At 35.4% G+C, this 26,605-nt stretch carries 26 protein-coding genes and 1 riboswitch; of the genes, 19 read left to right on the forward strand and 7 right to left on the reverse strand.

Annotated features, from left to right (window positions below; all coding sequences use genetic code 11):
- The first annotated feature begins 12 nt into the window (after positions 1-12).
- A complete protein-coding gene (locus NSQ18_RS10140) occupies positions 13-1,122 on the forward strand; it encodes a glycosyltransferase (RefSeq protein WP_096552256.1) in 1,110 nt (369 codons plus the stop codon).
- Between the two features lie 86 nt (positions 1,123-1,208).
- Here NSQ18_RS10140 and NSQ18_RS10145 read toward each other — a convergent pair whose 3' ends face one another.
- Positions 1,209-1,397, reverse strand: coding sequence for a hypothetical protein (locus NSQ18_RS10145; RefSeq protein WP_339287948.1), 189 nt, complete (start codon positions 1,395-1,397; stop codon positions 1,209-1,211).
- A 185-nt stretch (positions 1,398-1,582) separates the two neighbouring features.
- Positions 1,583-2,860, reverse strand: a complete 1,278-nt coding sequence (locus NSQ18_RS10150; RefSeq protein WP_168412223.1) for a nucleotide sugar dehydrogenase — start codon at positions 2,858-2,860, stop codon at positions 1,583-1,585.
- A gap of 214 nt (positions 2,861-3,074) precedes the next feature.
- On the opposite strand from NSQ18_RS10150, the gene NSQ18_RS10155 reads away from it, so the two are divergent.
- The 3 genes from NSQ18_RS10155 (at position 3,075) to NSQ18_RS10165 (ending at position 6,193) form a co-directional block, all read left to right on the forward strand.
- Positions 3,075-4,046, forward strand: a complete 972-nt coding sequence (locus tag NSQ18_RS10155) for a glycosyltransferase (RefSeq protein ID WP_016837880.1) — start codon at positions 3,075-3,077, stop codon at positions 4,044-4,046.
- A 90-nt stretch (positions 4,047-4,136) separates the two neighbouring features.
- Positions 4,137-5,243, forward strand: coding sequence for a DegT/DnrJ/EryC1/StrS family aminotransferase (locus NSQ18_RS10160; RefSeq protein ID WP_016837879.1), 1,107 nt, complete (start codon positions 4,137-4,139; stop codon positions 5,241-5,243).
- Positions 5,240-6,193 (forward strand): Gfo/Idh/MocA family oxidoreductase, encoded by a 954-nt coding sequence (locus NSQ18_RS10165; RefSeq protein ID WP_016837878.1) that lies wholly within the window; start codon positions 5,240-5,242, stop codon positions 6,191-6,193. The genes NSQ18_RS10160 and NSQ18_RS10165 overlap by 4 nt, the downstream gene beginning before the upstream one ends.
- An 80-nt stretch (positions 6,194-6,273) precedes the next feature.
- Here the strand turns inward: NSQ18_RS10165 and NSQ18_RS10170 are convergent, their stop codons facing one another.
- Both NSQ18_RS10170 and NSQ18_RS10175 read right to left on the reverse strand, forming a co-directional pair.
- Positions 6,274-6,993, reverse strand: a complete 720-nt coding sequence (locus NSQ18_RS10170) for a DapH/DapD/GlmU-related protein (RefSeq protein ID WP_016837877.1) — start codon at positions 6,991-6,993, stop codon at positions 6,274-6,276.
- A 93-nt stretch (positions 6,994-7,086) separates the two neighbouring features.
- Complete coding sequence (locus NSQ18_RS10175; protein ID WP_016837876.1) at positions 7,087-8,196, reverse strand: glycosyltransferase; 1,110 nt, start codon at positions 8,194-8,196, stop codon at positions 7,087-7,089.
- A gap of 217 nt (positions 8,197-8,413) precedes the next feature.
- Here NSQ18_RS10175 and NSQ18_RS10180 point away from each other — a divergent pair, with 217 nt between their 5' ends.
- Positions 8,414-8,557: a hypothetical protein gene (locus NSQ18_RS10180; protein ID WP_339287953.1), complete on the forward strand. Its 144-nt coding sequence runs from the start codon at positions 8,414-8,416 to the stop codon at positions 8,555-8,557.
- 779 nt (positions 8,558-9,336) lie between these two features.
- On the opposite strand, the gene rlmD is transcribed toward NSQ18_RS10180, so the two are convergent.
- The gene (gene rlmD / locus NSQ18_RS10185; RefSeq protein WP_096552244.1) at positions 9,337-10,710 is read right to left on the reverse strand and encodes a 23S rRNA (uracil(1939)-C(5))-methyltransferase RlmD; all 1,374 of its coding nucleotides are present in this window, start codon (positions 10,708-10,710) and stop codon (positions 9,337-9,339) included.
- A gap of 155 nt (positions 10,711-10,865) precedes the next feature.
- Positions 10,866-11,000: riboswitch (FMN riboswitch) on the forward strand.
- A gap of 224 nt (positions 11,001-11,224) precedes the next feature.
- Here rlmD and ribE (NSQ18_RS10190) point away from each other — a divergent pair.
- The 3 genes from ribE (NSQ18_RS10190) to ribE (NSQ18_RS10200) are packed head-to-tail and all read left to right on the forward strand — an operon-like array spanning position 11,225 to position 13,583.
- Entirely contained in the window at positions 11,225-11,869 is a 645-nt protein-coding gene (ribE, locus tag NSQ18_RS10190) for a riboflavin synthase (protein WP_016837873.1), read from the forward strand.
- A gap of 14 nt (positions 11,870-11,883) precedes the next feature.
- Positions 11,884-13,071: a bifunctional 3,4-dihydroxy-2-butanone-4-phosphate synthase/GTP cyclohydrolase II gene (locus NSQ18_RS10195; RefSeq protein WP_016837872.1), complete on the forward strand. Its 1,188-nt coding sequence runs from the start codon at positions 11,884-11,886 to the stop codon at positions 13,069-13,071.
- 44 nt (positions 13,072-13,115) lie between these two features.
- A complete protein-coding gene (gene ribE / locus NSQ18_RS10200; RefSeq protein WP_339287957.1) occupies positions 13,116-13,583 on the forward strand; it encodes a 6,7-dimethyl-8-ribityllumazine synthase in 468 nt (155 codons plus the stop codon).
- A gap of 405 nt (positions 13,584-13,988) precedes the next feature.
- On the opposite strand, the gene NSQ18_RS10205 is transcribed toward ribE (NSQ18_RS10200), so the two are convergent.
- Positions 13,989-14,774, reverse strand: coding sequence for a polysaccharide deacetylase family protein (locus NSQ18_RS10205; protein ID WP_238536183.1), 786 nt, complete (start codon positions 14,772-14,774; stop codon positions 13,989-13,991).
- A gap of 144 nt (positions 14,775-14,918) precedes the next feature.
- On the opposite strand from NSQ18_RS10205, the gene recX reads away from it, so the two are divergent.
- The 3 genes from recX to NSQ18_RS10220 are packed head-to-tail and all read left to right on the forward strand — an operon-like array spanning position 14,919 to position 16,307.
- Entirely contained in the window at positions 14,919-15,722 is an 804-nt protein-coding gene (recX, locus tag NSQ18_RS10210) for a recombination regulator RecX (RefSeq protein WP_016837869.1), read from the forward strand.
- Positions 15,719-16,045 (forward strand): YfhH family protein, encoded by a 327-nt coding sequence (locus tag NSQ18_RS10215; RefSeq protein WP_016837868.1) that lies wholly within the window; start codon positions 15,719-15,721, stop codon positions 16,043-16,045. The genes recX and NSQ18_RS10215 overlap by 4 nt, the downstream gene beginning before the upstream one ends.
- 1 nt (position 16,046) lies before the next feature.
- On the forward strand, positions 16,047-16,307 hold the full coding sequence (locus NSQ18_RS10220; RefSeq protein WP_339287958.1) for a YfhJ family protein: 261 nt from the start codon (positions 16,047-16,049) through the stop codon (positions 16,305-16,307).
- 135 nt (positions 16,308-16,442) lie between these two features.
- On the opposite strand, the gene NSQ18_RS10225 is transcribed toward NSQ18_RS10220, so the two are convergent.
- The gene (locus NSQ18_RS10225) at positions 16,443-17,429 is read right to left on the reverse strand and encodes a metal-dependent hydrolase (protein WP_016837866.1); all 987 of its coding nucleotides are present in this window, start codon (positions 17,427-17,429) and stop codon (positions 16,443-16,445) included.
- A 117-nt stretch (positions 17,430-17,546) separates the two neighbouring features.
- Between NSQ18_RS10225 and mutY the strand changes: the two genes are divergently transcribed.
- The 8 genes from mutY to NSQ18_RS10265 all read left to right on the forward strand — a co-directional run bounded on the left by mutY (position 17,547) and on the right by NSQ18_RS10265 (position 26,602).
- The gene (gene mutY, locus NSQ18_RS10230) at positions 17,547-18,626 is read left to right on the forward strand and encodes an A/G-specific adenine glycosylase (protein WP_339287960.1); all 1,080 of its coding nucleotides are present in this window, start codon (positions 17,547-17,549) and stop codon (positions 18,624-18,626) included.
- 46 nt (positions 18,627-18,672) lie between these two features.
- Positions 18,673-18,813, forward strand: coding sequence for a hypothetical protein (locus NSQ18_RS10235; RefSeq protein WP_016837864.1), 141 nt, complete (start codon positions 18,673-18,675; stop codon positions 18,811-18,813).
- A 237-nt stretch (positions 18,814-19,050) separates the two neighbouring features.
- Complete coding sequence (locus NSQ18_RS10240) at positions 19,051-19,599, forward strand: DUF402 domain-containing protein (RefSeq protein WP_016837863.1); 549 nt, start codon at positions 19,051-19,053, stop codon at positions 19,597-19,599.
- Between the two features lie 130 nt (positions 19,600-19,729).
- A complete protein-coding gene (locus NSQ18_RS10245; protein ID WP_339287963.1) occupies positions 19,730-21,475 on the forward strand; it encodes an ABC transporter ATP-binding protein in 1,746 nt (581 codons plus the stop codon).
- 455 nt (positions 21,476-21,930) lie between these two features.
- A complete protein-coding gene (locus NSQ18_RS10250) occupies positions 21,931-22,944 on the forward strand; it encodes an ABC transporter ATP-binding protein (protein WP_016837861.1) in 1,014 nt (337 codons plus the stop codon).
- A complete protein-coding gene (locus NSQ18_RS10255) occupies positions 22,919-23,896 on the forward strand; it encodes a dipeptide ABC transporter ATP-binding protein (RefSeq protein ID WP_016837860.1) in 978 nt (325 codons plus the stop codon). Before NSQ18_RS10250 ends, NSQ18_RS10255 begins: the two co-directional genes overlap by 26 nt.
- A 34-nt stretch (positions 23,897-23,930) precedes the next feature.
- Positions 23,931-25,526: an ABC transporter substrate-binding protein gene (locus NSQ18_RS10260; RefSeq protein WP_016837859.1), complete on the forward strand. Its 1,596-nt coding sequence runs from the start codon at positions 23,931-23,933 to the stop codon at positions 25,524-25,526.
- A 71-nt stretch (positions 25,527-25,597) separates the two neighbouring features.
- On the forward strand, positions 25,598-26,602 hold the full coding sequence (locus tag NSQ18_RS10265; protein ID WP_016837858.1) for an ABC transporter permease: 1,005 nt from the start codon (positions 25,598-25,600) through the stop codon (positions 26,600-26,602).
- The last annotated feature ends 3 nt before the right edge of the window (positions 26,603-26,605 follow it).

Consider the following 26,605-nt stretch of genomic DNA (forward strand, 5'->3'; position numbering starts at 1 on the left):
AGAGGTGGACAGATGATCAGTGTCATTTTACCAGTCTATAATGCTGGTCATTATGTAAAAGATTCGATTGCTAGTATATTGCAGCAAACTGAAAGGAATATTGAGTTAATCGTAGTGAATGATGGTTCGACGGACAATAGTGAAGAGATTATATTGTCATTTAATGATGAACGGATACGTTATGTAAAGCACGAGACCAACAAAGGAGTTGCCGCTGCCTTTAATGAAGGATTAAAAATTGCTAAGGGTGATTATATTACTTTTCATGGCGCAGATGATTTGTCTTTGCCCAATCGATTTGAGCGATTATTAGCTGAATTTTGCTGTGAGCAAATTGGGTATGTTCATTCCGATATGTTGCTTATTACGGAACATAATTCTCCTTTTAGTTATTGGCAAGCTGCAAATATTTCTCCGAATGATATTTATTCATTTTTCCTTAATGTTGGTACCCCATTTAATAATGGAACCATCCTATTTAGAAGGGAAGCTGTAGAGCATATTTATTTTGATGAAAGCATCAAAGTTGGTTCCGATACAGATTTTATCTTAAAAGTGGCGAAAGAAAAATGGCGTTCTTCCCATGTTCCTGAACCGTTGTATATCTATAGAAGACATCAAGCAAATATTACGAAGAATAGAAGTTATGAAGAATTAGCGAGGCATATCCGTTTAAATATTCAAGATGAAGATTTGATGAGTCTTAACGAAGTCAATGAAAAAGGAGAGGAAAACAATTTATTAACAGCAAAATTGATTGCAGGGCTTGCCTTATCACGAAGATGGATGAAACAAGAGGGATTTTCTCTCTTTCATGAGGCAATACCATTAGTTAAAACAGAAAGGGATCGTCACTTTTTTGAAGGAATGAAGGGGTTAGTTGAAAATAATTATAGGCATGCTGTCCATCATTTTCAGCAAATTACGGATCGCAATCATATTGAGGAGAATTATCTTGGGGAAGCGTTTCTCCATATGAAGAATTATAATACGGCCTATGAGCACTTTATAAAAGCACTGCAACTATCACCAAACTATCATACGCCTGTGAAAAATTTAAAAATCATTGGCATATTGAAAGGGTATAATATTATTGATAAACATGTGGATCATTTCAGATAAAAAAGTTTTTAATAAAAAAGGTCGTCAAAAAAGAGCGAATGGAAGGAAACGATGAAAAATTTCCCCTTCGCTCTTTTTTTTAAAGGTTAGACAGATCTAACATCTACTCGTGCAGATAGAGTATCCACAAGTGCAGATAAAGATTCAACTTGTGCGGATAATGTTTCTACTTGTGCGAATTGCGTTTTAACATGTGCGGATAATGCTGCTACTTGAGCGGATAAAGTTCCCGCTTGTGCGGTTAGCGTATCAACATGTGCGGATAGTATTCCCACTTGTGCAGATGTTACTTCTACTTGTGCAGATAGTGCATCTACTCGTGCGGATAGAGTATCACATGAGCGGATAATTCTGCTACTAGTGCGGATAGTACTCCTCCTCGTACGGAAAGAGTTCGTACTGTACAGAAACGTTTTCGTTAGTGCAGGATCCTCCTTCTACAGAAGCAGCTTATGTCGTTTTACTGTACACCAATTCCTCGATATTTCATTCCTAAACTCTCAATCTTTTTCTGATTGAGAGCATTTCTTCCATCTAAAACGAATTGACAGTTTGGGAAGAGTTCAAATTTAAAATCTCTATATTGATCATGAAAAGCTTGAAGAATGATAGAATCAATCTTTTCACGATTTTCTATAGAAAAAGGCTTTACTTGAAAAGCAGCAATTTCTTCTGCAGTGTAAAGAGGATCGTCAACATATACTGTAGAACCTCTTTTTTTCAATTCATTTGCAAGCAGAAGAGTAGAAGATTTTGTAGTTTCTTTCACATTTTCTCGGAATGAAAGTCCTAAAATGAGAATGTTTTTATTTTCAAGAGTTGAGAAATATTCTTCCACTTGATCAACAGCATATTTAGCCATTTTGTCATTTATTTCCCTTGAAAGAGGTACCAGTCCATCACTTAAACCATTGTTAATAAAAAAGTAAGGATAAACCGGAATACAATGGCCGCCTACTCCGACACCAGGAAAGTGAAGATGGGAAAAAGGCTGGCTATTTGCTGCTTGAATTACTTCCTTAATGTTAACTCCTAATGAGTCAGCATATACAGCCAGTTCGTTCGCTAATGCAATATTAACATCACGGTAAACGGATTCAGCTACTTTTGTAAATTCAGCGGTCTCTAAATTGCTGACAGGCATGATGTCACAGTTTAAAGCTTTTTTATAAAAGGATATGACTAATTCTAGACTTTTTTCGTTATCACCGCTGACCACTTTTGGATAGTTAGAAAGGTCTTGAATAATACGATTTGAGTAAACTCTTTCAGGACTATAGCCTAAATGGAAATCCGTTCCTAATGTTAATCCTGAAAGCTCGGCGATTCTTTTGCCAAAACGGTTTCTAGTATCTCCAGCAGGTAATGTTGTTTCAAAAATAACTAGCGTTCCTTTACGAATCCCTTTTCCGATATCTTCTACAGCTGAGTCAATGAATTCATAGTTGATTGTTCCTTGTTCATTTACTAATACGGGTACAATGACAATAACCACATCAGATTGTTTCACTGCTTTAGTCGTATCAACTGTGGCTCGAAATGTCCCCGCTTTCCATGCTTCATATAATAGCTGATCTAATCCTGGTTCATTTTGAATATGTGAAATTCCTCTATTCACAGTTTCAATGACTTTTTCGTTTTTATCGGCGCCAATGACATTGAAATGCCCAGAGTTTGCAACAACTGCTGCAAGTGGTAATCCAATTTTACCTAACCCAACAACAGTAACAGTTTTCATACATTCAACTCCTTTTTACCTTAACAACTTTGCAGAGTTCAATCCTAAAAAAACTCTATTTTCTTTCCATCACATAAATCATATGTATAAAAGTTGTCGATGGTGTAAGAGTTTCTCATCTTTTCTCTTTTTTCAGCAAATTTAGTGAGAACGTTTAAACACTTGGTATGAATGAAACATATATTGAATGTTGTGTAGGGTAGGAGGGGGTAAAATGCAAAAAAAACTTAAAATATTAATTCTGATTCGACAATTTACAAAAAATTTTCCGAAGCATAAACATAAATTTGAAACGATCAAAGCGATTGAAAAATTTGCTGATGTTCGATATTGGTACAGGGATGGAAATATTCACGATATTCTAAAACAACTTGATTTTAAACCTGACTTTATTTTCCATTATGATATAGGTTGGGGATACGTATTAGCCCCAAGGATTACAGGACTTCATGAAATAAACATTCCAAAAGGTTGTTATGTAATTGATACACATTATTCACCTGCAGAAAGACGAAAATATTTCGAACAAAATAAAATCGATTTGATTTTTTCTGCAACGAAATCTTCTTTTTTGAAAACTCATGCAAAATATAAAGATAAATTCAGATGGTTGCCTTTTTCTATTGATCCAACTATTTTTAAAGATTGGCAATTAGAAAAAGACATCGACTTCTTATTAATTGGACAATTGTATGACAGAACAAAAAAAACAGGGTATCAATCAATGACGCCAAAAGGGAAATATCCATTTAGAGAAGCGGTATTGGAGAAATTGAGGGGAGAGAAAGGATTTGTCTTTCATCCTCACCCAGGCCATAATGCTTCTTCCAATGCTTTAGTAAATGAGAAATATGCAAAAGAATTGAATCGTGCGAAAATCTTCTTTACTTGCGGCTCGAGATTACAATATCCTGTCTTGAAATATTTTGAGGCTCCAGCTTGTAAAACCCTTCTCCTTGCAGAACCTGTACCTGATATCTTGGAATTGGGATTTAAAGATGGAGAGAATTTTGTTGCATGTAATCAATCTAATTTCTATGAAAAGGCTATGTATTATTTAAAAAATGAAAAAGAGCGCAAAAGAATCACGGAAAACGGCTATCAATTTATTCATACAAAACATACAAATGATGTCAGGGCAAAAGAATTTGTCCAAGAGGTGCAAAAATTTTTAGACAAATTGTAAAAGTACAATCAGTTTCAAAGGATTTTGCATAGTATAACGATTAACATCCTTTAAAAACATTTCTAACTTTTAAGAGTTGGAGGAATCAAATTGAATATTCCCTTGATTGACTTAAAAAAAGAGTATGAGATGTATGGAAAAAATATTGAAAAAGCTGTTATCGAAGTAATGCAAAGTGGTTCTTATATTCTAGGAAATAAAGTAATGCAATTTGAAAATGAGATTGCAAATTACTTAGGAGTTCAATTTGCTGTAGGTGTAGCAAATGGTACGGATGCACTGCTTCTAGCTCTCGAAGCACTGGATATAGGTGAAGGAGATGAAGTGATTACTTCGCCGTTTACTTTTTTTGCTACTGCAGAAGTTATTGCAAAAGTTGGTGCAAAGCCTGTATTTGTTGATATAGAACCGAATACCTATAACATCGATGTGAATAAAATCGAAAAAGCGATTACGGAAAATACAAAAGCGATTATCGTTGTTCACCTGTTCGGTATGGCAGCAGAGATGGATGAGATTATGAAGATTGCTTCGAAATATAAGTTAAAAGTGATTGAAGATGCTTGTCAGGCAATAGGAACGGAATATAAAGGTAAACGAGTTGGTGGTATTGGTGATATTGGCTGCTTTTCCTTTTTCCCAACGAAAAATTTAGGTGCATTTGGGGATGGAGGATTAGTTGTAACAAACAATCCAGATATTTTTGAGAAAATTTGTTTTTTACGCAATCACGGCAGCAAAGAAAGATATGTTCATACATCAATAGGGATGAACAGTAGATTAGATGAAATACAAGCTGCAATTTTAATAGAAAAACTTAAATATTTAGATATGTTTATATTTAAGAGAATGACTGTGGCTAACAAGTATACCCAAGAACTTAATCATTTGAAACGAAAGCCGCCGCAATATACAGATAGGAGCCATACGTATCATCAATATTGTATTGAAGTAGATGAAAGGGACCAACTTATAAACTTTTTAAAACAAAAGGGAATTGCCACTGGAATCTATTATCCTATTCCGTTGCATTTACAAAAAGCCCTTCAGTACCTTCAATATCAACAAGGGGATTTCCCTGTTTCAGAGAAGGTGGCAAAACATATTTTAGCACTTCCAATTAATCCTACGATTACTGTAACAGAACAGGAATATATTATTAAAGCTATGAAAGAGTTTGCAGGTGTTTCATCATGAGTTTAGTAAGAGTTGGTGTCGTAGGTACTGGAAAGATGGGTTTTTTTCACTGTTCAAAATTAAAGCAAATGAAAAATGTGAACTTTATCGGAATTTATGATACAGATATGAATAGGGCAAAAAAGATTAGTAAAGCCTTTCAAGTTAAAGCGTTCAATACTTATACTGAACTATTGAAAAATATTGATGCGGTCATTATCGCGACACCTACACCATTTCACTTTTCATTAGCAGCAGAAGCGATTGTTCACAATAAACATGTATTTGTTGAAAAACCAATTACAATGACGGTAGAAGAAGCAGATAAAATTAAAGCGCTTCTGAAAAATAAAAATCTTAAATTTCAAGTAGGGCATATTGAACGGTTTAATCCAGCTATAAGGCGAATTCATGACTATATTCGCCCTGAACAAATTATGAATATTGAAGCAAGAAGACTTGCTTATTCAGATAGAATAAAAGATACAGATGTTGTATTGGATGTTATGATTCATGATATTGATATTATTTTGAGCATAATTAAAAGTCCGATTAAACGAATCTCAGCAGAGGGGATTCGTTTACGTGATGCTGTGAAGTATGACACCGTTTCAGCAATACTTCTGTTTGAAAATGGAATTGTCGCAAATTTATTAGCAAGTAATATATCTCATGAAAAGGTGAGAGAACTTATTATTTATGAGAAAGAAAAAGTGATTAAAACGGATTATTTAATGAGACAGCAACAACTTGTCATGAATGAATTAAATAATCATTCTACAGTTCCAGTCGGAACAGAGACCGTTATTGCTAATATTGCCCTACCTTATTCCGATCCATTACTGGAAGAGCTTCTACATTTTATTGACTGTATCTATTCAGATACAAAGCCGCTTATCGGCGTTGAGGAAGGAAGAGCGGCGGTAGAGGTTGCATTGAAAATTAAACAAAGTTTAATAGATTCACAATAAAAAAGAAATGTATAACTCTTTATGATGATGGTAAAAGAGTTATACATTTTTTTAGTTGTTATAAATATATGAATTTCTCTTTACTTTTCTGCATCGTTAGAATTTATTTTTGAAATTTTTTTAGCAGGCACGCCGACAACTGTTTCATTTGGCTGAACGTCTTTTGTTACTACGGAACCAGCACCGACTATAGCGTTTTCGCCAATAGTTACATTTGGTAGAAGGGTAGCGTTATTTCCAATTTTCGCTCCTTTTTTAATATGCGCTCCTTTTAATTCATACGGTTTTAACCCCATGTATTTATCATTTGACATAGACACACATGGACCGATAAAAACATCATCCTCTAAAATGGTATCACCAGTTATATAGGCCAAGGTTTGTATTGTACATCTTTTCCCAATTGACGTATTTAGCTCAACAATAGCACCTCTGCCAATAACTGTTTGGCTGCCGATTGTTGAATTCTCTCGAATGCTAGCATGGTCAGCAACAAAAACGTGGTCTGCAATCTCTGAGCCAGCGTAAATCGTTACATTATTTCCGATTTTTGTATTTTCTCCGATGATTAGATGAGGCTGTTTCACATTGGATGCCCTCATTTTTTGATTTCCGCTTTTTTTGACCCCTAAAACACAATTGGACCCAATGATTACATTGTCACCAATAATCGTGTTTTTTAGGATTACTGTATGATGTCCAATCGTAACATTTTCTCCGATTGTGACCCCTTCTTCAATTACCACATGTTGCCCAAGTTTAATGCTTTCAGGTAGTTGAGGTTGCCCCAGTTTGCTCATCCTTTCATTTTTGTTTTTGGAAATAGGGCTTTTCGTTTTCTAACTTCGAATTAATCGAAAATAAGGAAATTCACCTTCAATATTTTAGACTTACTATTTAACGCTATCTTTCCTATTTTGATTTTTTAAGTAGCTTTGAAAAAATTCTTCATTATATAAAACTTTCGGATCATTTGGGATATATTGTTTCGTCAATTCGTGGTGTTTAATTGATTCTTCAACATTTCCTAATTGCCAATAGCAAACGCATAGAGCGAGATGCGGATACCAGGTTGTGTAAGAAGTATGGTGAAAGCCGCCTGTTTTTTTATGTTTCATCTTCACAGCCAACTGATACCAAAACAAAGCGGTTTTGAAGTCTTTTCTTGCTTGGAAGATGTCTCCGATGCGGCAGCAGGCCTCAGATCTCGGTTCATCATAGTTAAACGTTTTAAAGAGAGCCATCAATTCATTCTCTTTTTCTCCGAGACGAGCATAACAGTCGGCCATATATATACAAGCTCGAATATTATCTTCTATCCAACCTTTTTTGCCATCTAAAAATTCTTGATAATAAATAATCGCTTTATTGTATTGTTTATGATCTTTAAGCTCATTGGCATAATAAAACAAATCTCTTGGTGAAAACTCTTCTCCATTTTTGATGCGATTTTCATAAATTCTTAGGTTTCTGCCGATTGATTGAGTATCCACTTTTTTCTCTCTCTTTTTATGATGGATGGAAATGTCCGCTTCCAATATATTTCCGTGAACAGCAAGATATTCGTGTACTGGTCCAATCCATTTAAATCCTTTGCTTCGTTTCACAAGGCGGTTTCTTCGGTAATGGAAGGTTGGATTTCCATTTCCGTCTGTAGCGGCAATATAGTTCATGGAGACAGCATCAATATTGCTATTAAGGTTTTTTTTCAGCTTTTTAAACTTTTTTTGCTCTTCTGGAAGAATAACATCATCAGCATCTAACCAGAGAATATAATCTTTTGTTGCAAGACTGAATGAATAGTTTCTCGCTGCTGAAAAGTCATCAATCCAAGTAAAGTCATATATTTTATCTGTAAATTTACTTGCGATTTCTTTTGTTCTATCTGTCGAACCCGTATCGACAATGATGATTTCATCACAAATATCTTCTACACTTGATAAACAATTTGCCAAAACCTCTTCTTCATTTTTGACAATCATGCAAAGACTGATCGTCGGCATTTATACACCCCTCTACTAATCGAAATAACTATTTATATATATATGTAGCTTTAAATAATTCGGAACTTACGAACGAAAGGTGTAATAAATAAAAAAAGGAAAATGGTGATTGCAGCCCATCGAAATTTTCCTTATTGGGTAAGTAAAATTGCAATAGCTAATAAATGTAAAGCATAATGAGTGGAAGTTATCGAGGGAAAGTATAAGGAGAATTTTTATGGGGAAAGTGGAAGAAGAGCGATTAAGAATTTTAATCTGTTTAAATGCCAAAGCCAAAAATTTGCTCTTGCAGAGATGGGATAATAGTCAAATTCAAAGAAATAATAGCCAATTCGCCAGAGATAATAGTCAATCCAGATAAAATAATAGCCAAAGCCAAAAATTCGCATCATCAGAGATGGGATAATAGTCAAATCCAAAGAGATAATAGCCAACTCGTCCGAGATAATAGTCAACCTAGATAAAATAATAGCCAAAGCCAAAAATTCGCATCAGCAGAGATGGGATAATAGTCAAAAGCAGTGAGATAATAGCCAATTCGCCAGAGATAATAGTCAATCCAGATAAAATAATAGCCAAAGCCAAAAATTCGCATCATCAGAGATGGGATAATAGTCAAATCCAAAGAGATAATAGCCAACTCGTCCGAGATAATAGTCAACCTAGATAAAATAATAGCCAAAGCCAAAAATTCGCATCAGCAGAGATGGGATAATAGTCAAAAGCAGTGAGATAATAGCCAACTCGTCCGAGATAATAGTCAACCCAAATAAAATAATAGCCAAAGCCAAAAATTCGCATCAGCAGAGATGAAATAATAGTCAAATTCAAAGAGATAATAGCCAACTCGTCCGAGATAATAGTCAACCTAGATAAAATAATAGCCAAAGCCAAAAATTCGCATCAGCAGAGATGGGATAATAGTCAACCTCAAAGAAATAATAGCCAACTCGTCCGAGATAATAGTCAATCCAAATAAAATAATAGCCAAATTTTTATGATCTACATATTTCTTTTTCTATGGGGGTCACATTAAACGCGCCGCTTCGTCGCAATTTATTTGTAACGAAAGTGTTAACGTCAGTTAAAAAAGGAGGTGGCTTAAAATTATTTTTCAGCCGTCCTCCCTTTTTCTAGCACTTATTTTTTTAAAGTTAATTTCGATACTATTTCAACCCGAGCTGTCTGAGGGAACATATCAACTGGTTGGATGTATTCAACGGTGTATAGCCTAGATAATTCTTTTAAATCCCTTGCGAAAGTGGATGGGTTGCAAGAAGTATAGACGAATCGTTTTGGTTTAATTTTTAATACGGTTTTAATAAAATTTGGTGCAAGACCAGTACGAGGTGGATCGACCGTTACAACGTCTGGTACAAATCCTTCTTTCGCCCATTTCTTAAGCCACTCTTCTGCTGGACCGTTATAGTATTTGGCATGAGTAAATCCGTGGTTTTGTGCATTTTTTTTAGCATCTTCAATGGACTCAGGAACGATATCCATTCCACGTACTTCTTTTGCATCTTTTGCAAGCCATAAACCGATAGTTCCGACACCACAATAGGCATCTACAACTGTTTCTTTGCCAGTTAACCCCGCGGCTTTTTTGATTTCATCATATAAAACAACGGTTTGTTTTGGATTGAGTTGGAAAAATGCGCGGGAAGATAAATCAAAAGCAAGTTCTCCTAATTTTTCGTGTATCGTCTCTTTGCCATCAAGTACAATGGTATCATCCCCAAAAATCAAGGAAGTTTTTGAAGGGTTGATATTTTGAGTGATGGAAACAATGCTTGAATCCAAATTTTTTATGCCTTGTATTAATTCCGCTTTTTTAGGAATTTCTTTTTTCGTCGTAACAAGGCATACTTGTGTTTCTCCTGTTTGAATACCTGTACGAACGACAATGGTGCGAACAATTCCTTTTGATTTTCCATCATAGATTGGAATGTTCAGTTTTTGTAAAAGCTTTCGAATGCCGACAGTAATTTTTGTTGTTATAGGATGTTGTACGATGCAATCATTGATATTTAAGAGTTTATTCGTGCCTTCGACGAACAATCCGGCAGAAACATAGCTACCATTTTTTCGTACCTGGAAAGAGCTTTTATTTCGATAATGCCATGGATTGTCCATTCCAATAGTAATACGTATTTCTGCATTTTCAGCAATCTGTGGTACATATTTTTCTAAAGCTTGAATAACGATATCACGCTTTTCTTTTAATTGTCCTTCGTATGATAAGTGTTGTAATTGGCATCCCCCACATTGCTCATAAATTTTGCATGGAGGGGTTATGCGATTTTTTGAAGTTTCTCTAATTCGCACAATTTCCGCCTCGGCAAAATTTTTATGGATTTTTGAAACTTTTGCTGTGACGACTTCACCAGGAAGTGCTCCTTTTACGAATACAACATTCCGCTTGAAAAAGCCGACACCTTCACCATTGATTCCAAGTCGTTTAATTGTTAATGGAAATTTTTGACCGATTTCGATTTGCACTTTTTCAGACATCATTTCACGTCCTTTATTCAATCTTCAAATATTATAGCAATCGAATAAGGATAGGTAAAATTGCATATGTATGATTAGTGCAAGATAATAAATCAAGTTGATTATGTGGATTTTCTCCGAAATAAGTGTTATTGTTATAGATAATTAAATATTTTTATATCCTTCGGGGTCGGGTGAAATTCCCAATCGGCGGTGATGAAGCAATGCTTCTAAGCCCGCGAGCTCTTTTGGAGCAGGATTTGGTGAGAATCCAAAGCCGACAGTGAAAGTCTGGATGGGAGAAGGATGGTTTGTAAAAAATACCCATTAATCGTTAGTTAATGGGCTAGTTTAGTATACCCTTTTTTACATTCTATCTCCCGCATATAAGCGGGAGTTTTTATTTAGGTATACGTGAAAAATTTGCCTGTACACAGGCTTTTTTATCATGCCTAAAAATACATCATTCTCCCAACCCCGTTAAGTTTTCGCTTAATGGGGTTTTTGCTTTTATTAAAAAATGAGGGGGATTTACATGTTTACTGGCTTAATTGAAGACAAAGGAATTGTCACTGCTATTCAAAAAGACGAAAAAAGTATGAAAATCGTTATTCATTCTCCAAAAATTGTGTCAGATGCGTCTTTAGGAGACAGTATTGCTGTCAATGGCGTTTGTCTAACAGTTACTCATTTAACAAAAGATGAAATGACGGTAGATGTCATGCCGGAAACTGTAAAAGCCACAACGATTCATCAGTTAAAAAAAGGAGACTATGTCAATTTAGAAAGAGCAATGGCAGCTGGTGGACGTTTTGGTGGCCATATTGTGTCGGGTCATGTGGATGGAGTAGGAACGATTCGCAGCAAAAAGCCGGTATCCAATGCAGTGTATTACGAAATTGAGATGCCGAAAGAACTGTTAGAACAATGTATTCCTAAAGGATCCATTACGATTGACGGGACAAGTTTGACGATTTTTGGAGTTAGTGATACAAGCGTCACAATTTCTCTCATTCCTCATACGTATTCAGAAACGATTTTAGGAATGAAAGGGATTGGCGATCAAGTGAATATTGAGACGGATATGTTGGGAAAATACGTGTTACATCATTTAAAGAAAATCAATCAAAAAGAAGAATCAAAAATTACGTTAGAGTTTTTAACTCAAAAAGGATTTTAAGGATGGTGGTTTTAATGTTGAACACGATCGAGGAAGCAATTGAAGAATTGAAAAAGGGGAAAACCATCATCGTTGTGGATGATGAAAATCGGGAAAACGAAGGGGATTTAGTGGCTTTAGCAGAGCATGCAACACCAGAGACCATCAATTTTATGGCGACATACGGCCGAGGTTTAATTTGTACGCCCATCATAGAAGAATTGGCACAAAAATTGGATTTACATGCAATGGTTGCAAATAATACAGACAATCATCAAACAGCATTTACCGTTAGTATCGACCATATTAGCACGACAACAGGCATTAGTGCATATGAGCGTTCAACAACGATTTTAAAAATGATAGATGATGATGCGAAAAAAGAAGATTTTCGCAGACCAGGACATGTTTTTCCGCTTATCGCCAAGAAAAATGGAGTATTGGAAAGACAAGGGCATACAGAGGCTGCAGTTGATCTAGCTAGGATTGCAGGATCATTTCCTGCGGGTGTGATTTGCGAAATTATGGGGGATGACGGAAAAATGTCTCGCCTCGATGATTTATTGAAATTCGCAAAAGCACATGATTTAAAAATTATTTCAATTGAGGAATTAGTTCGTTATCGTTTCCGAAATGAAGTGGTTGTAAGTCGGGCAGCATCAGTAAATATGCCGACAACATTCGGAAATTTTCGAATGATTGGTTATGAAAATGATGTTGATGGATTGGAACATGTGGCATTAGTAAAAGGGGATATCCATGAAGGAGAAACACCGCTTGTACGAATTCATTCAGCTTGTTTAACGGGAGATGTTTTTCATTCAAAACGTTGCGATTGTGGTCCACAGTTAGAAAAGTCATTAGAGATGATAGAGAAGGAAGGAAAAGGCGTTCTATTATATATGCAACAAGAAGGACGCGGCATCGGATTAATTAATAAGCTCAAAGCATATGCATTACAGGAACAAGGTTTTGATACGGTTGAAGCCAATCTGAAACTTGGGTTTCCTGCAGAGTTGAGAGATTATGCATTAAGTGCACAAATGTTAAAAGACTTAGGCATTACAAAAATTCGATTAATGACGAACAATCCAGAAAAAATTGAAGGTATCGAGAAATATGGCATCCAAGTTGTGGAACGTGTGCCAATTAAAATCGAACCGAATAATGCTAATGCTTTTTATTTAAAAACAAAAAGAGAAAAAATGCATCATTTTATTTAAACAAAGATATTGTATTTACATTTTAGAAGAGGGAGTAGTTGGAAATGGGAAAAATATTTGAAGCAAATTTAGTTGGAACAGGGCTGAAAATTGGCATTGTAGTAGGAAGATTTAACGAATTTATTACAAGTAAATTGCTAGATGGCGCAATGGACGGATTGAAGCGCCATGGAGTGGATGAAGAAAATATTGATGTGGCATGGGTACCGGGTGCTTTTGAAATACCGTTTATTGCAAAACAAATGGCTGAAACTGGCGAGTATGATGCGGTAATCGGTTTAGGAACGGTTATTCGTGGTTCTACAACTCATTACGATTATGTATGTAATGAAGCAGCAAAAGGCATTGCACAAGTTTCTCTGCAAACAAATGTGTCAGTCATTTTCGGAATTGTTACAACGGAAAATATTGAACAAGCGATTGAACGCGCTGGAACGAAAGCTGGAAATAAAGGTTATGATGCAGCTGTTTCTGCGATTGAAATGGCGAATTTGAAAAAGATGTTTAAATAATAGATGAAAAGCTGTTTGGAGAGGAAAACTTTCTAGGCAGCTTTTTTATTAGGTAGATTTTATAAGTTGAAGGATTTTATTTCTAAAGTTGAGGGTATTTGCACAAGTGGAAGAGTTATCTGCAAGAGAAGGGGTTGTATACGCATTAGCGGTGGAGGTAACTGCATAAGCGAGATTTTTTTACACAAGCAAGAGTTGTATCCGCACAAGAAGGGAATCTAAGTGCACGAGTACTATGTTTATCCGCACAAGTAGAAGAGTTATCCACACAAACAGGGGAGCTTAGTGCACAAGTGTGATGTTTATCTGCTCATGCAGAAGTTGTATCCGCACAAGTAAAGAAATTATCCGCACAAGCAAGCATTGTAAAAGGAACCCATTTTAAAATGGGTTCCACAAATTATATTAAGAAGCTTTCCCCCATAAATAATCATCAACTAAATGATCAAATACAAGATCGTCCAAGGTTCCAAAAGTATAACCCTGTTTTTTCGCTTCTTTTATAAAATCCGGCAATGCATCAGCATTATGTTCAGCAACCGTATGCATTAATATAATAGCTCCGGGATGCAGCTGACTGATTAACTCGTTGTATGCGTAATCTGCACCTTTCTTTTGATCGGTATCCCAATCTCTGAAAGCAATGGACCAAAAGATGTGGGTATAGCCATTTTCATTGCCTACTTCTAACAATTCAGTACTAAAAATTCCTTCAGGTGGTCGAACATAATAAGTACGATTAATACCCGTAATCTCTTTTAATTTCTTATCAAAATTTTGCCATTCTCTTAGCATTCCTTCGCGTGATAATCTAGCCATGTTCGGATGCTTATCTGAATGGTTTCCGATCGTGTGCCCATCTTTAACCATTCTCTTCACTAAATCCGATGCACTTGTTAAATAATGTCCCGTTAAGAAAAAGGTTGCTTTCACATCTTCTTTCTTTAATGTATCGAGTATTTTTTCCGTATAACCTGCTTCAAATCCGTTATCGAAAGTTAAATAAATTACTTTTTTCTCTGGATTTCCTCTATAAAACGCACCGTAGTTTTTTAATAATCCTTCAAACTCTGCACCAACATCTGGGGGATTTCCATTTTTCGATTTTGTAAAACCCCAATGGTATTCTTTTGCGAATGCTTGAGGTGCTGGGATACTAAATAACAAAACAATGGCCAGGGCAATATTGATCCATTTCAACTTGCTACCTCCTCTCCTTTTTGCCTTAGATTGTGCAAAAAGAAAGTGTTTATGCGACTTATATCGAATGGCAAATATCCCAAATCATATGAACGTTTCGGGATTTTGTGTATACTAAAAACGAGGAGTGTTTCAATGCAAGTAATTACAAAAATCACCCGTCAAAAAAATAATAAAGAGCGATACAATATATATTTAAATGAAGAATTTGCCTTTTCAGTAGATGAATCCACTTTAATTAAGTTTGGCTTAACAAAAGGGAAATTACTCGATTCATTTGAAATTGATGAAATTGCATATGAGGATGAAATTGCGAAAGCCTTTAATCGAGCATTATCATATTTAAGCTATCAAATGCGAAGTGAATATGAGGTGAAAAAAAAGTTGCTTGATGCGGGCTTTGGCGAATCAGTTGTACTCGAAGCAATTCGGAAACTTGAAAAATTAGGTTTCCTCAATGATGAAACGTATTCAAAAGCATTGCTTGAAACAAGGAAAAAAACTGCAAAAAAAGGTCCAATGGCTATAAAGCAAGACTTAATAAAAAAAGGAATTGATAAAAAAACGCTCGAAAAAACATTAAAATCATTTACATATGAAGAACAAATGCAATTAGCGATGCAGTTAGCTGAAAAAACAGTGAAGATGAATAGCAATAAAACACCTACCCAAATAAAGCAAAAAATACAGGACGTATTAATTCGAAAAGGATATTCTTTTGAAATTGTGAATGAAATACTTGACCAAATTCAATTAGAGCGAGAAGATGATGAATGGTACGAATTAATTACCATACAAGGTGAGAAAATTTGGAATAAATATGTTCGGAAATATGAAGACAAGCAACTTGAATTAAAAGTAAAACAAGCCCTGTATCAAAAAGGATTTCCATTAGAGATAATCGAGCGATTTATCGATGAAAAGAGGGAGAAGGAATGAAAAAAACTTATGCTCAAATGACTCCAGAAGAATTGAGACAGGAAATAGCAAACCTTAAGGAAAAAGCAAGAAAAGCAGAACAATTAGGAATCGTCAATGAGTTTGCGGTTTACGAAAGAAAAGCGCTTATGGCTCAAGCGTATTTAATGGATCCGTCACTTATTAAGCCTGGTGAGATTTACAGAATTGATGGTGCTCCTGGGGAATATTTCAAAGTAGAATATTTAAAAGGACGCTTTGCATGGGGTTTCCGATTAAACGGTGAAAATTTTGAAGAAGCGTTACCTATTTCCATGCTCTCACCATTGAAAGCGAGGGAATAATATGGACGCATACACACTTATTGATAAATTGACGAAAGAATTATTAGAAAAAAATCCGTTTTTATCTGAAAACAAAGCTCGCACTTGGATTGAATTATTATGGTCTGATTTTGAAGCAACATATGCAAAAGCTGGTTATGTCTATCGTGGGGCAGAATATACAGAAAGAATTATTCGCCAATGGATTGAAAGTTATGGCGATAAAATCCATGAATTTGCAGGACGTAACCCGAAATATGCACATTTATTGGAAGAACAGTAATGAAAAGGGGTGTCTTGAAAGTCGAAAGCTTTCTAGACACCCTCAAATCATGATTTTTATAAATATTAGTCGAAGCAAGTTTCTTTGTCGCAGGTGAGCCGTCTCATAATGATTTTTCAAAAGACCACTTCAATTTCAATCACTTGCACCAATCTGCAATTTTCGTTGTAGTTTGTCTTCACTGTAAATCCAACCGGTATAAGAAGTAATAATGTTTAAATCTTCATCCAAATGAGCTACCGCAACAAAAGGGTAATGTTCATTACTTCGATATCTTAAATCGACTAATCGAACTTCTGTAAGACCATTTTCTAGTTCAGAAATGTCCCAATGATAAATTGGCGAGAACGATAAAAAAGCAGATAAATTTGGATCATTCAATGCTTTTTCCACCAATGGCGTTTGTGGTAGAGGACGAATTTTAAATTTATCGTATATATTAATCGTTCTTCCAAATGCTCGTCCTACATAGTAATGCGTTTCAGATTTTGCAGCAACCCGCCAAGTGAAAAAACGCATCGTTGGGGCAACAATGATGATTTTTGCATCTGGAATCGTTTTACGAACGGCATTTTTTACCGATTGTTGAAGTAAAAATCTTAAAATATAATAACCGATGATGATGAAATACATAATGGAGAAGATTATTACCGGGTTTGAACCTAAAGCCCATAAAATTATTCCAATACAGTGGATACCAAAAATATATGGATCAAAGGTATTGATGACACCTAGGGCGACCCACTTTCTTGAAAAGGGGCGTAAAGCTTGAGTTCCGTAAGCATTAAATATATCGACAAATACATGCAAAAAGACGGCAAGAAATGTCCATAGCCAAAGATGTAGTACATTGGCGTCTTGGAAAATGAGTGATACAATTGCGGTAATTCCAATAGGCCAAAGAATGACTGCAGGAGTGGAGTGGGTAATGCCACGATGATGTCTTATATAAACCGCATTATTGCGAAGTTTCAACACAGTATCTACATCGGGTGCTTGGGAACCAACAATCGTCCCAGTTAAAACGGCTGCAAATGTAACGCTATGATTTGCAACAACTGGATCCATTAAAGATAAGCCTCCGAGCGCAATGCCCATGACAAGATGTGTACCTGTATCCATCCAAATCAACTCCTTATAATCGGAGGACTACGCTTTTTAAAAATAAATGCAAAATTTATATAACTATATTATACCCTTTTAAATAAAATTAAAATCGAAAACTGGTAGGAGGTACTAGTGAAATATCCATATTCGCAACAATTTCGACAAAGTCTTGTCGAATGGTTTCACCGTGAAAAAAGAGATTTACCTTGGAGACGTACGAAAGATCCATATAAAATTTGGGTATCAGAAGTGATGCTTCAACAAACAAGAGTTGATACGGTTATTCCTTATTATCATCGTTTTATAGAGAAATATCCTTCGATTGAAGCTTTAGCATATGCCGATGAAGAAGAATTATTAAAAATGTGGGAAGGCTTAGGATATTATTCAAGAGCACGTAATTTACAAAGCGGCGTTAAAGAAGTTGTAGAAAAATACGGGGGTATTGTTCCGAACAATCGCCATGATTTACAACAATTAAAAGGTATAGGTTCCTATACTGCTGGAGCGATATTAAGCATTGCGTATAATCTTCCAGAACACGCAGTCGACGGAAATGTCATGCGTGTGTTGAGCCGAGTTTTACATATAACAGAAGATATTGCCCTTCCAAAAACTCGCAAAACATTTGAAAAAGCTGTCGAACAACTTATTCATCCTGAATACCCAGGCGATTTTAATCAAGCATTAATGGATTTGGGAGCGATGATTTGTACTCCGACTTCTCCAAAATGTTTACTTTGTCCTGTTAGAGAATATTGTGTCAGTTTTATGGAAGGTGACGCAGACCAGTTGCCAATAAAGTCGAAGAAAACAAAAGTAAAAAACGAATATTACGATGTTTACATCGCAGTGAATGATGGGAAAGTCTTATTTGAAAGACGACATAGTGATGGCTTGCTTGCAAATATGTGGCAATTTCCGATGATTTTTGTGGAAAAATCACCTGAAGAAACAGGGAAATCTTTTGAAAAAACATACAATGTTAAAATTACAAAAGTATTGGAAGAAGATTTTTTTGAACAAAAACATGTATTTTCACATCTCATTTGGAATTTACGATGTCATTTAGTAGAAGCAAAAGAAATTGGACCATTAGGAGACATGGTTCAGTTCGTAACATTAAAAGAAATTGAGGAATTACCCCTTCCTGTGCCAATGATAAAAATTAAGAATTTTCTGAAACAATATATTTTTAAACCTTTGGAATAATAACCTGTTCATCTGTCCACAATATCTAGCGTGGAGGTGAACATTCATGGCAAAAAATCGCAACAAAAATAACCAAGAGGAGTTTGCTCAAGAACAAGATTTTCAACAAACTCGTCAAGATCAACAAAATAAACAACAACAAAATCAACAAAACCAACAAAACAACAACCGCAATAACAACAAATAAGGTATTATTCAATGAGTGAATAAATTTCACTTCCAGGTATAGACGTCTGTCTATACCTTATTTTTGTATTTGTAGCTTATTGTCACACAGCTTTTATGTAATTTTATGACATTTTAAATAGAAAAAAAGGAAATTTCTAAATATAATAAATAAAGAATGTGTAATTTTCTACAAGTTTTTATAAACATTGATATAATAAACGTGAGTATATAGAGAAAGAGTAAAGGTGGGGCTAAAATGACGGTACCGAAAGAAGGAGAAACCATACAAATACATAGTTATAAACATAATGGAAGCATCCACCGAGTTTGGCATGAAACGATGGTTTTAAAAGGAACGAAAAATATTATTATTGGAGCGAATGACAGAACGCTCGTAACGGAAGCGGATGGTCGAACTTGGCTTACAAGGGAACCTTCCATATGTTATTTTCATGCAGAACATTGGTTTAATATTATTTGCATGTTGCGTGAAGATGGAGTTTATTATTACTGCAACATGAGTTCTCCTTTCGTATTTGACAATAACGCAATTAAATACATTGATTATGACTTGGATATAAAAGTATTTCCAGATAAATCTTACACATTATTAGACGAAGATGAATATGAACAACATAAAAATGAAATGGGATATCCAGAAGTAATTGATAAAATTTTAAAGCGAAATGTAACGAAATTGTTGAGCTGGGTAAAGCAAAAAAAAGGGCCTTTTGCCCAAGACTTTATTGAAGTTTGGACAAACCGTTATTTATTTTATAAAGACATGCGGTCTAACGATAAATAACGAACAATGGCGTCTCACATGAAGAGACGTCTTTTTATTGTGGTAAAATATAAACGTTATATTTATGAAATATCAATTAGTAAAATTTGAACTCAACTAACTTTGGGTGGCATTAAGGATGTGACGATATTTGGATAGTATTAGAAGATATATGCAATTTGTAAAACCCTATTATTGGGAAATCATTTTAACCCTCATTATAGGAGTTATTAAGTTTGCTATTCCTTTATTTATTCCGTTTTTAACTAAAATTGTAATCGATGATATTATATTAAATACGGAATTAACGAATGCCGAGCGTATTGAGCAATTGGTTTATTGGCTAGGTGGAGCGATTATTATTTTCTTTATTATTCGTCCACCTGTTGAATATTACCGACAATATTTTGCCCAACACGTCAGCAATAAAGTGTTGTTTGATATTCGAAAAAAACTGTTTGTACATTTGCAAAAATTAAGCTTGAAATATTATTCCAATCATCGTGCAGGAGATATTATATCCCGTGTAATCAATGATGTCGAATCAACGAAAAACTTCGTGATGATTGGTCTTATGAACTTGTGGCTTGATATGACGACGATTCTTATTGTAATAGGAATCATGTTAACAATGAATTGGAAGTTAACAATTGTTTCTATTATTTCTCTTCCTTTATTTGCAATTAGCGTAAAATATTTTTTTGGAAGACTAAGGGCATTAACAAGAATACGTTCGCAAGCGTTAGCAAATGTACAAAGCTATTTACATGAAAGAGTAAGCGGCATCAGCATCATAAAAAGTTTTGCTCTTGAGGAACATGAGCAAAAGATTTTTGATAAAGAAAATGGAGAGTTTTTAGAAAAATCGTTGGATCATACAAGATGGAATGCAAAATCTTTTGCGGTTGTTAACACTATAACGGATATTGCGCCATTATTAGTGATTGGTTTTGCATCATATTTAATCATTAATGGACAACTTTCTGTCGGAGAAATGGCAGCCTTCATGGGTTATATCGAACGGTTGTATGCACCGCTAAGAAGATTGGTGAACTCATCGACAACGCTTACTCAATCCATTGCTTCCATGGACCGAATGTTTAGTTTGATGGATGAAGAATATGATGTTCAAAATAAATCGAATGCATTGCCTTTACCACCTGTATCGGGGAAAGTAGAGTTTAAAAATGTTGAATTTAAGTATGAAGAAGAAGGAAACCCAGTCTTGAAAAATGTAAACTTTACAATTCAACCAGGAGAAACAGCAGCGTTTGTAGGAATGAGCGGTGGAGGAAAATCGACGATTGTTAGCCTCATCCCACGTTTTTATGATGTAACGGGTGGTTCGGTAAAAATTGACGATCGAGATGTGCGGGATGTAGATATTAAATCATTGCGCTCGCAAATTGGGATTGTATTGCAAGACAATATTTTATTCAGCGATTCAGTAAAACAAAATATTTTAATGGGAAAACCGGATGCAACTGATGAAGAAGTCGTTGCTGCAGCAAAAGCAGCAAACGCTCATGATTTTATTATGTCCCTGCCAAATGGCTATGACACAAAAGTGGGAGAACGAGGTGTGAAGCTTTCTGGAGGTCAAAAACAACGCATCGCGATTGCAAGGGTGTTCTTAAAAAATCCTCCGATATTAGTGTTAGATGAAGCAACTTCCGCTTTGGATTTAGAAAGTGAAGCGTTAATTCAGGAATCTTTGGAACGTTTGGCAAGTGATAGAACGACAATCATTATTGCCCACCGTCTTTCAACAATTACCCATGCAGATAAAATATTTGTTATCGATCATGGTGAACTAATTGAAGAAGGAACTCATGAGTCGTTAATGTCGAAAAAGGGAGTTTACCATGATTTATTCCAAATACAACATTTAGAATAATTGATTTTGCACTCAACCAATTGAGGTTGGGTGTTTTTTTATGTTGAAAATAATGTTATGCTCTAAAAATATTTAATTTCTTCATCACCTTATATAGATAAAAAAACAAAATAAAACTTTTGTCGGATTGAATAAATTGAATAATTCTAAATTTTCTGTAATAAAAACAAATATTGCTAGGTTAGATATAAAAGTATAAAATGTTTAGTAAAATGGAAAAATTTTTAGTTTAGGGAATTTTTTTTCTTATCTGGCATTTGTTAAAATTAAATCATTATATTATGATATTCTACTTTTTTACTAGTAGTATTTTTGATTTAAGGTAGAAGGATGATTAACTAAGCCATTCATTCAAGCGAATTTTTTTGCAATATTATTTCAGAAAATTCTAATTAAAAAGTAAAATGAGTCAATTTTTCAACACGAAGCTACAAAAAAACAAATGGGGTGAATACATGGAAAGAAAAGTGTTGTTAGAGGTAAAAGGATTAGAAACGACGTTTTTTACTAACGACGGAAAAATTCCTGCAGTAGATCATATAGATTTTAAAGTTTATGAGGGAGAGATATTAGGAATTGTTGGAGAATCTGGTTGCGGGAAAAGTGTTACCTCGTTATCCATAATGGGACTAGTTCCAAACCCTCCAGGAAAAATTACATCAGGTGAAATATTACTTGAAGGCAAAGACTTAACGAAGCTTTCTGAAAAAGAAATGAGAAAGATTCGTGGAAAAGATATTGCCATGATATTTCAAGAACCAATGACGTCTCTAAATCCTCTCTATACAATTGGTAACCAATTGATTGAGGCTATTCGAATACATAATAAGTGGGATAAAAAGAAGGCTGCCAATCATGCCATTGAAATGATGAAACTTGTTGGGCTTCGTCGAGCAGAAGAATTGATGAAAGAATATCCCCATCAATTATCAGGGGGGATGAGACAACGTGTAATGATCGCGATGGCTTTGGCATGTAATCCGAAACTAGTTATTGCTGATGAACCGACAACCGCTTTGGATGTAACAATCCAAGCGCAAATTATGAAACTAATGCAAGACTTGAATAAAAAATTCAATTCAGCTGTTCTACTCATTACCCACGATTTAGGGGTAGTGGCGGAAATATGTGAACGAGTAATTGTTATGTATAGTGGACAAATTGTGGAAGAAGCACCAGTGATGGAAATATTTAAAAATCCGAGCCATCCATATACAAGAGGATTAATTCAATCAGTTCCAGATATGCGAGAGAAAAAAGAAACGCTCTATTCTATTCCTGGTGCAGTGCCGAAACCTGGGTCAATAAAAGTAGGATGTCGATTTGCACCAAGATGTGAATTTGCGAGAGAACGTTGCTTTAATGAAAATCCTCCAATATATGATGTTTCAGCCAATCATAAGGCAAGATGTTTCTTATTGGAAAAAGGGGAGGGGACAGTTTATGACAAACGTGCTGTTGAAAGTTGAACAATTAAAAAAACATTTTCCCAAGAAAAAAAAGGGATTTTCAAAAACAACTGATGTAGTGAAAGCGGTTGATGGTGTTTCGTTTGAAGTATATGAAGGTGAGACACTGGGCATTGTGGGGGAATCGGGCTGTGGAAAGTCCACAACAGGAAGAATGATTATGCGGCTTTTGGAGCCGACGGATGGAAAAATCTATTTTAATGGCATTGAACTAACATCTCTCTCAAAAAGTGAGATGCGGAAAGCAAGAAGAGATTTACAAATGGTGTTCCAAGACCCTTATGCTTCATTAAATCCAAGACATACTGTTGAACAAATATTAGAAGAACCGTTAATTGTTCATGGTATTGGAAATAAAAGTGTTCGAAAAGAAATGGTAAAAGAATTTCTCCAAATCGTTGGTTTAAATTCGTACCATGCAAAAAGATATCCCCACCAATTTAGCGGTGGGCAAAGACAGCGAATTGGTATTGCAAGAGCTCTAATGACAAATCCAAAACTCATCATTGCTGATGAACCAGTGTCAGCATTAGACGTTTCGATACAGGCTCAAGTTCTAAATCTAATGAAGCGCTTACAAGAAGATTTGAAACTAACATATATATTTATTGCACATGATTTAGGTGTTGTACGACACATTAGTGATCGTGTAGGGGTCATGTATTTAGGAAGATTAGTAGAATTAGCAGAATGCGAATCTCTTTACGAGGAACCGTTACATCCATATACAAAAGTGTTGCTTTCTTCAGTTCCAATACCGGACCCTACTTATCAAAAGGAACAAATCTTGATTCAAGGAGATGTTGCAGAATCTCTACCAAAGAATGGTTGTTTATTCCAACAAAGATGTCCATTTGCAACAGAAGCATGTAAGACAATAGTTCCAGAATTAAAAGAAGTTAAACCTGGTCATTCTGTTGCGTGTCATCTTTATGATGAACCGCAGCAATGACATAAATTTAAGATTTGAAATTAGGAGGGGTTTTATGTTAAAAAAACTTTGGTCAGTAGGACTGCTTCTACTGATATTCGTTTTGGCTGCTTGTAGCGGTAATGATAAAGCGAATGAACCAGCTGAAACGGACGGAGACAAAAAATCAAATGTACCGCAAGTATTAGTATTTGGACGCGGTGGAGATTCAGTATCTCTAGACCCAGCGATTGTTACAGATGGTGAATCAGCAAAAGTAACAATCAACATATATGAAACATTAGTAAATTTCGGTGAGCAAGATACAACGATTCACCCAGGACTTGCTGAGAGCTGGGAAGTAAGTGAAGATGGTTTAACGTATACGTTTAAACTACGTGAAGGTGTCAAGTTCCATGATGGTACAGATTTCAATGCTGAAGCGGTAGTGAAAAACTTCGAACGCTGGAAAGCTGGAGCTTCAGAAAAATTCTATTACTATCACTCCATGTTTAAAGCTGATGGAGAAGATATTATTAGTGAAGTAATTGCTGATGGCGATTATACGGTTATCTTTAAATTATCAAGACCACAAGCACCATTCTTGAAAAACTTAGCGATGTTCCCATTCGGTATTGCTTCACCTACAGCTTTAGATCAATATGGTGAAAGCTTTGGAGATAATCCAGTTGGTACTGGACCATTTAAGTTTGTTGAATGGAAACGAAATGATTCTATTACACTTGAAAAATTTGAAGATTACTGGCAAGAAGGTTTACCAAAGTTAGACAAAGTTATTTTCCGCTCTATTCCTGATAACTCAGCGCGCTTAAATGCATTAGTTGCTGGGGAAATCGATTTAGCAGACGGAATTAATCCATCAGATGCACAATCAGTTGAAGCAAACGCGAATTTACAACTAATTGAACGACCATCTATGAATATTGGTTATTTAGGTTTAACTAACACTCGTCCACCATTTGATAATAAACTAGTGCGTCAAGCAGTGAACCATGCAATTGATAAACAAGCGATTGTAGACGCATTCTATTTGGGAAGAGCTGAAGTGGCAGTAAACCCAATGCCACCATCTATTAGCGGTTATAATGATGCGATAAAAGATTATGAATATGATCCAGAAAAAGCAAAAGCTCTTCTTGCTGAAGCTGGATATGATGGTACACCAATTGAACTTTGGGCGATGCCTGTACCACGTCCATATATGCCAGATGGAAGAAAAATTGCTGAAGCTATTCAGAAAAACTTACAAGACGTTGGAATTCCATCTGAAATTAAAACAGCAGAATGGGCAACATATTTAGATATGGCGAAAAATGGTGAATTCGATGCATTCTTATTAGGTTGGACTGGTGACAATGGGGATGCAGATAACTTCATTTATACATTACTAGATAAAGATACAATCGGAAGCAATAACTATGCGTACTATGCGAACGAAGAAGTTCACAACTTACTAATCCAAGCTCAATCTGAAGTAGACGAAGAAAAGAGAAATGAGCTATATAAGAAAGCTCAAGAGATTATAAAAGAAGACGCTCCTTGGGTACCATTAGCTCACTCTATACCACTTCTTGCTGCTAAGAAAGGTGTAACGAACTACAAACCACATCCAACGGGTTCAGAAGTATTATCGAATGTAGAAATTCAGTAATTTCATGCAAGGCACTCATGCAAGTTGTATGAGTGCCAAGCATTTATACCATTTGTAGAGGGGTGAAGAATATGCTTCACTACATAGGGCGTAGATTTTTGCAACTAATCCCTGTGCTTCTTGGAATGACTTTTATTGTATTTTTAATTATTCGTGCAATTCCTGGGGAGCCAGCCCAAATGATTTTAGGACAACAAGCAACAAAAGAATCTGTGGAAGCATTAAGAGAAAATTTAGGACTAAATAATCCGTGGTATATTCAATATTTTGATTACTTAAAAGGGTTGCTTACAGGAGACTTAGGGGTATCTATCCGAACAAATCAACCAATATCTACTGAAATTTGGCCATATCTTGCCGCAACCTTTGAATTAGCGTTTTTTGCGATGTTTATTGCAGTTGTAATCGGAATGAATGCTGGTATTATATCGGCTTGGTTCCAAAATACTTGGTTTGATTATTTAGCAATGGTAATTGCTTTAATTGGCGTATCGGTGCCAGTGTTTTGGCTTGGTTTGTTAGAACAATGGTTGTTCAGCATTAATTTAGGATGGTTTCCTACTTCTGGACGTGAGGAAGTACGAGATCCAATTATGGCCATAACGCATTTTTATTTAATCGATACATTAATTCAAGGTAGATATGATCAATTTGGAACAGTCGTAAAACACCTAATTTTGCCTGGAATGGCTCTTGCAACTATCCCGATGGCGATTATTGCCAGAATGACTCGTTCATCTATGCTTGAAGTAATGCGATCTGATTACATTCGCACAGCTCGTGCAAAAGGACAAAAAATGTTTATTGTCGTGTATAAACATGCTTTAAAAAATGCAATTATTCCAATTTTAACGGTAATTGGTTTACAAACTGGATTGCTGTTAGGTGGAGCTATTTTAACAGAAACAATTTTTAGTTGGCCAGGAATTGGTCGCTACATATATGAAGCAATTGGATTTAGGGATTATCCGGTGATTCAATCTGGCATTTTAGTTGTGGCATTTCTCTTCGTCATTATCAACTTTATTGTCGATATTTTATATTCATTCATTGACAAGCGAATTAAGTACAACTAGAAG

It is taken from the genome of Ureibacillus sp. FSL K6-0786, from assembly GCF_037965165.1.
In the GTDB taxonomy this organism is placed as follows: domain Bacteria; phylum Bacillota; class Bacilli; order Bacillales_A; family Planococcaceae; genus Ureibacillus; species Ureibacillus thermosphaericus.

Coding starts and splice junctions, on each gene's coding strand:
- NSQ18_RS10225 (WP_016837866.1), bottom strand. CDS start 17,429: ATGGATACAGGTACACATCTTGTCATGGGCATTGCGCTCGGAGGCTTA.
- NSQ18_RS10255 (WP_016837860.1), top strand. CDS start 22,919: ATGACAAACGTGCTGTTGAAAGTTGAACAATTAAAAAAACATTTTCCC.
- NSQ18_RS10220 (WP_339287958.1), top strand. CDS start 16,047: ATGGACGCATACACACTTATTGATAAATTGACGAAAGAATTATTAGAA.
- NSQ18_RS10140 (WP_096552256.1), top strand. CDS start 13: ATGATCAGTGTCATTTTACCAGTCTATAATGCTGGTCATTATGTAAAA.
- NSQ18_RS10155 (WP_016837880.1), top strand. CDS start 3,075: ATGCAAAAAAAACTTAAAATATTAATTCTGATTCGACAATTTACAAAA.
- rlmD (WP_096552244.1), bottom strand. CDS start 10,710: ATGTCTGAAAAAGTGCAAATCGAAATCGGTCAAAAATTTCCATTAACA.
- ribE (WP_016837873.1), top strand. CDS start 11,225: ATGTTTACTGGCTTAATTGAAGACAAAGGAATTGTCACTGCTATTCAA.
- ribE (WP_339287957.1), top strand. CDS start 13,116: ATGGGAAAAATATTTGAAGCAAATTTAGTTGGAACAGGGCTGAAAATT.
- NSQ18_RS10250 (WP_016837861.1), top strand. CDS start 21,931: ATGGAAAGAAAAGTGTTGTTAGAGGTAAAAGGATTAGAAACGACGTTT.
- NSQ18_RS10240 (WP_016837863.1), top strand. CDS start 19,051: ATGACGGTACCGAAAGAAGGAGAAACCATACAAATACATAGTTATAAA.
- NSQ18_RS10195 (WP_016837872.1), top strand. CDS start 11,884: ATGTTGAACACGATCGAGGAAGCAATTGAAGAATTGAAAAAGGGGAAA.
- NSQ18_RS10260 (WP_016837859.1), top strand. CDS start 23,931: ATGTTAAAAAAACTTTGGTCAGTAGGACTGCTTCTACTGATATTCGTT.
- NSQ18_RS10175 (WP_016837876.1), bottom strand. CDS start 8,196: ATGCCGACGATCAGTCTTTGCATGATTGTCAAAAATGAAGAAGAGGTT.
- NSQ18_RS10150 (WP_168412223.1), bottom strand. CDS start 2,860: ATGAAAACTGTTACTGTTGTTGGGTTAGGTAAAATTGGATTACCACTT.
- NSQ18_RS10170 (WP_016837877.1), bottom strand. CDS start 6,993: ATGAGCAAACTGGGGCAACCTCAACTACCTGAAAGCATTAAACTTGGG.
- NSQ18_RS10180 (WP_339287953.1), top strand. CDS start 8,414: ATGGGGAAAGTGGAAGAAGAGCGATTAAGAATTTTAATCTGTTTAAAT.
- NSQ18_RS10215 (WP_016837868.1), top strand. CDS start 15,719: ATGAAAAAAACTTATGCTCAAATGACTCCAGAAGAATTGAGACAGGAA.
- recX (WP_016837869.1), top strand. CDS start 14,919: ATGCAAGTAATTACAAAAATCACCCGTCAAAAAAATAATAAAGAGCGA.
- NSQ18_RS10165 (WP_016837878.1), top strand. CDS start 5,240: ATGAGTTTAGTAAGAGTTGGTGTCGTAGGTACTGGAAAGATGGGTTTT.
- NSQ18_RS10265 (WP_016837858.1), top strand. CDS start 25,598: ATGCTTCACTACATAGGGCGTAGATTTTTGCAACTAATCCCTGTGCTT.
- NSQ18_RS10235 (WP_016837864.1), top strand. CDS start 18,673: ATGGCAAAAAATCGCAACAAAAATAACCAAGAGGAGTTTGCTCAAGAA.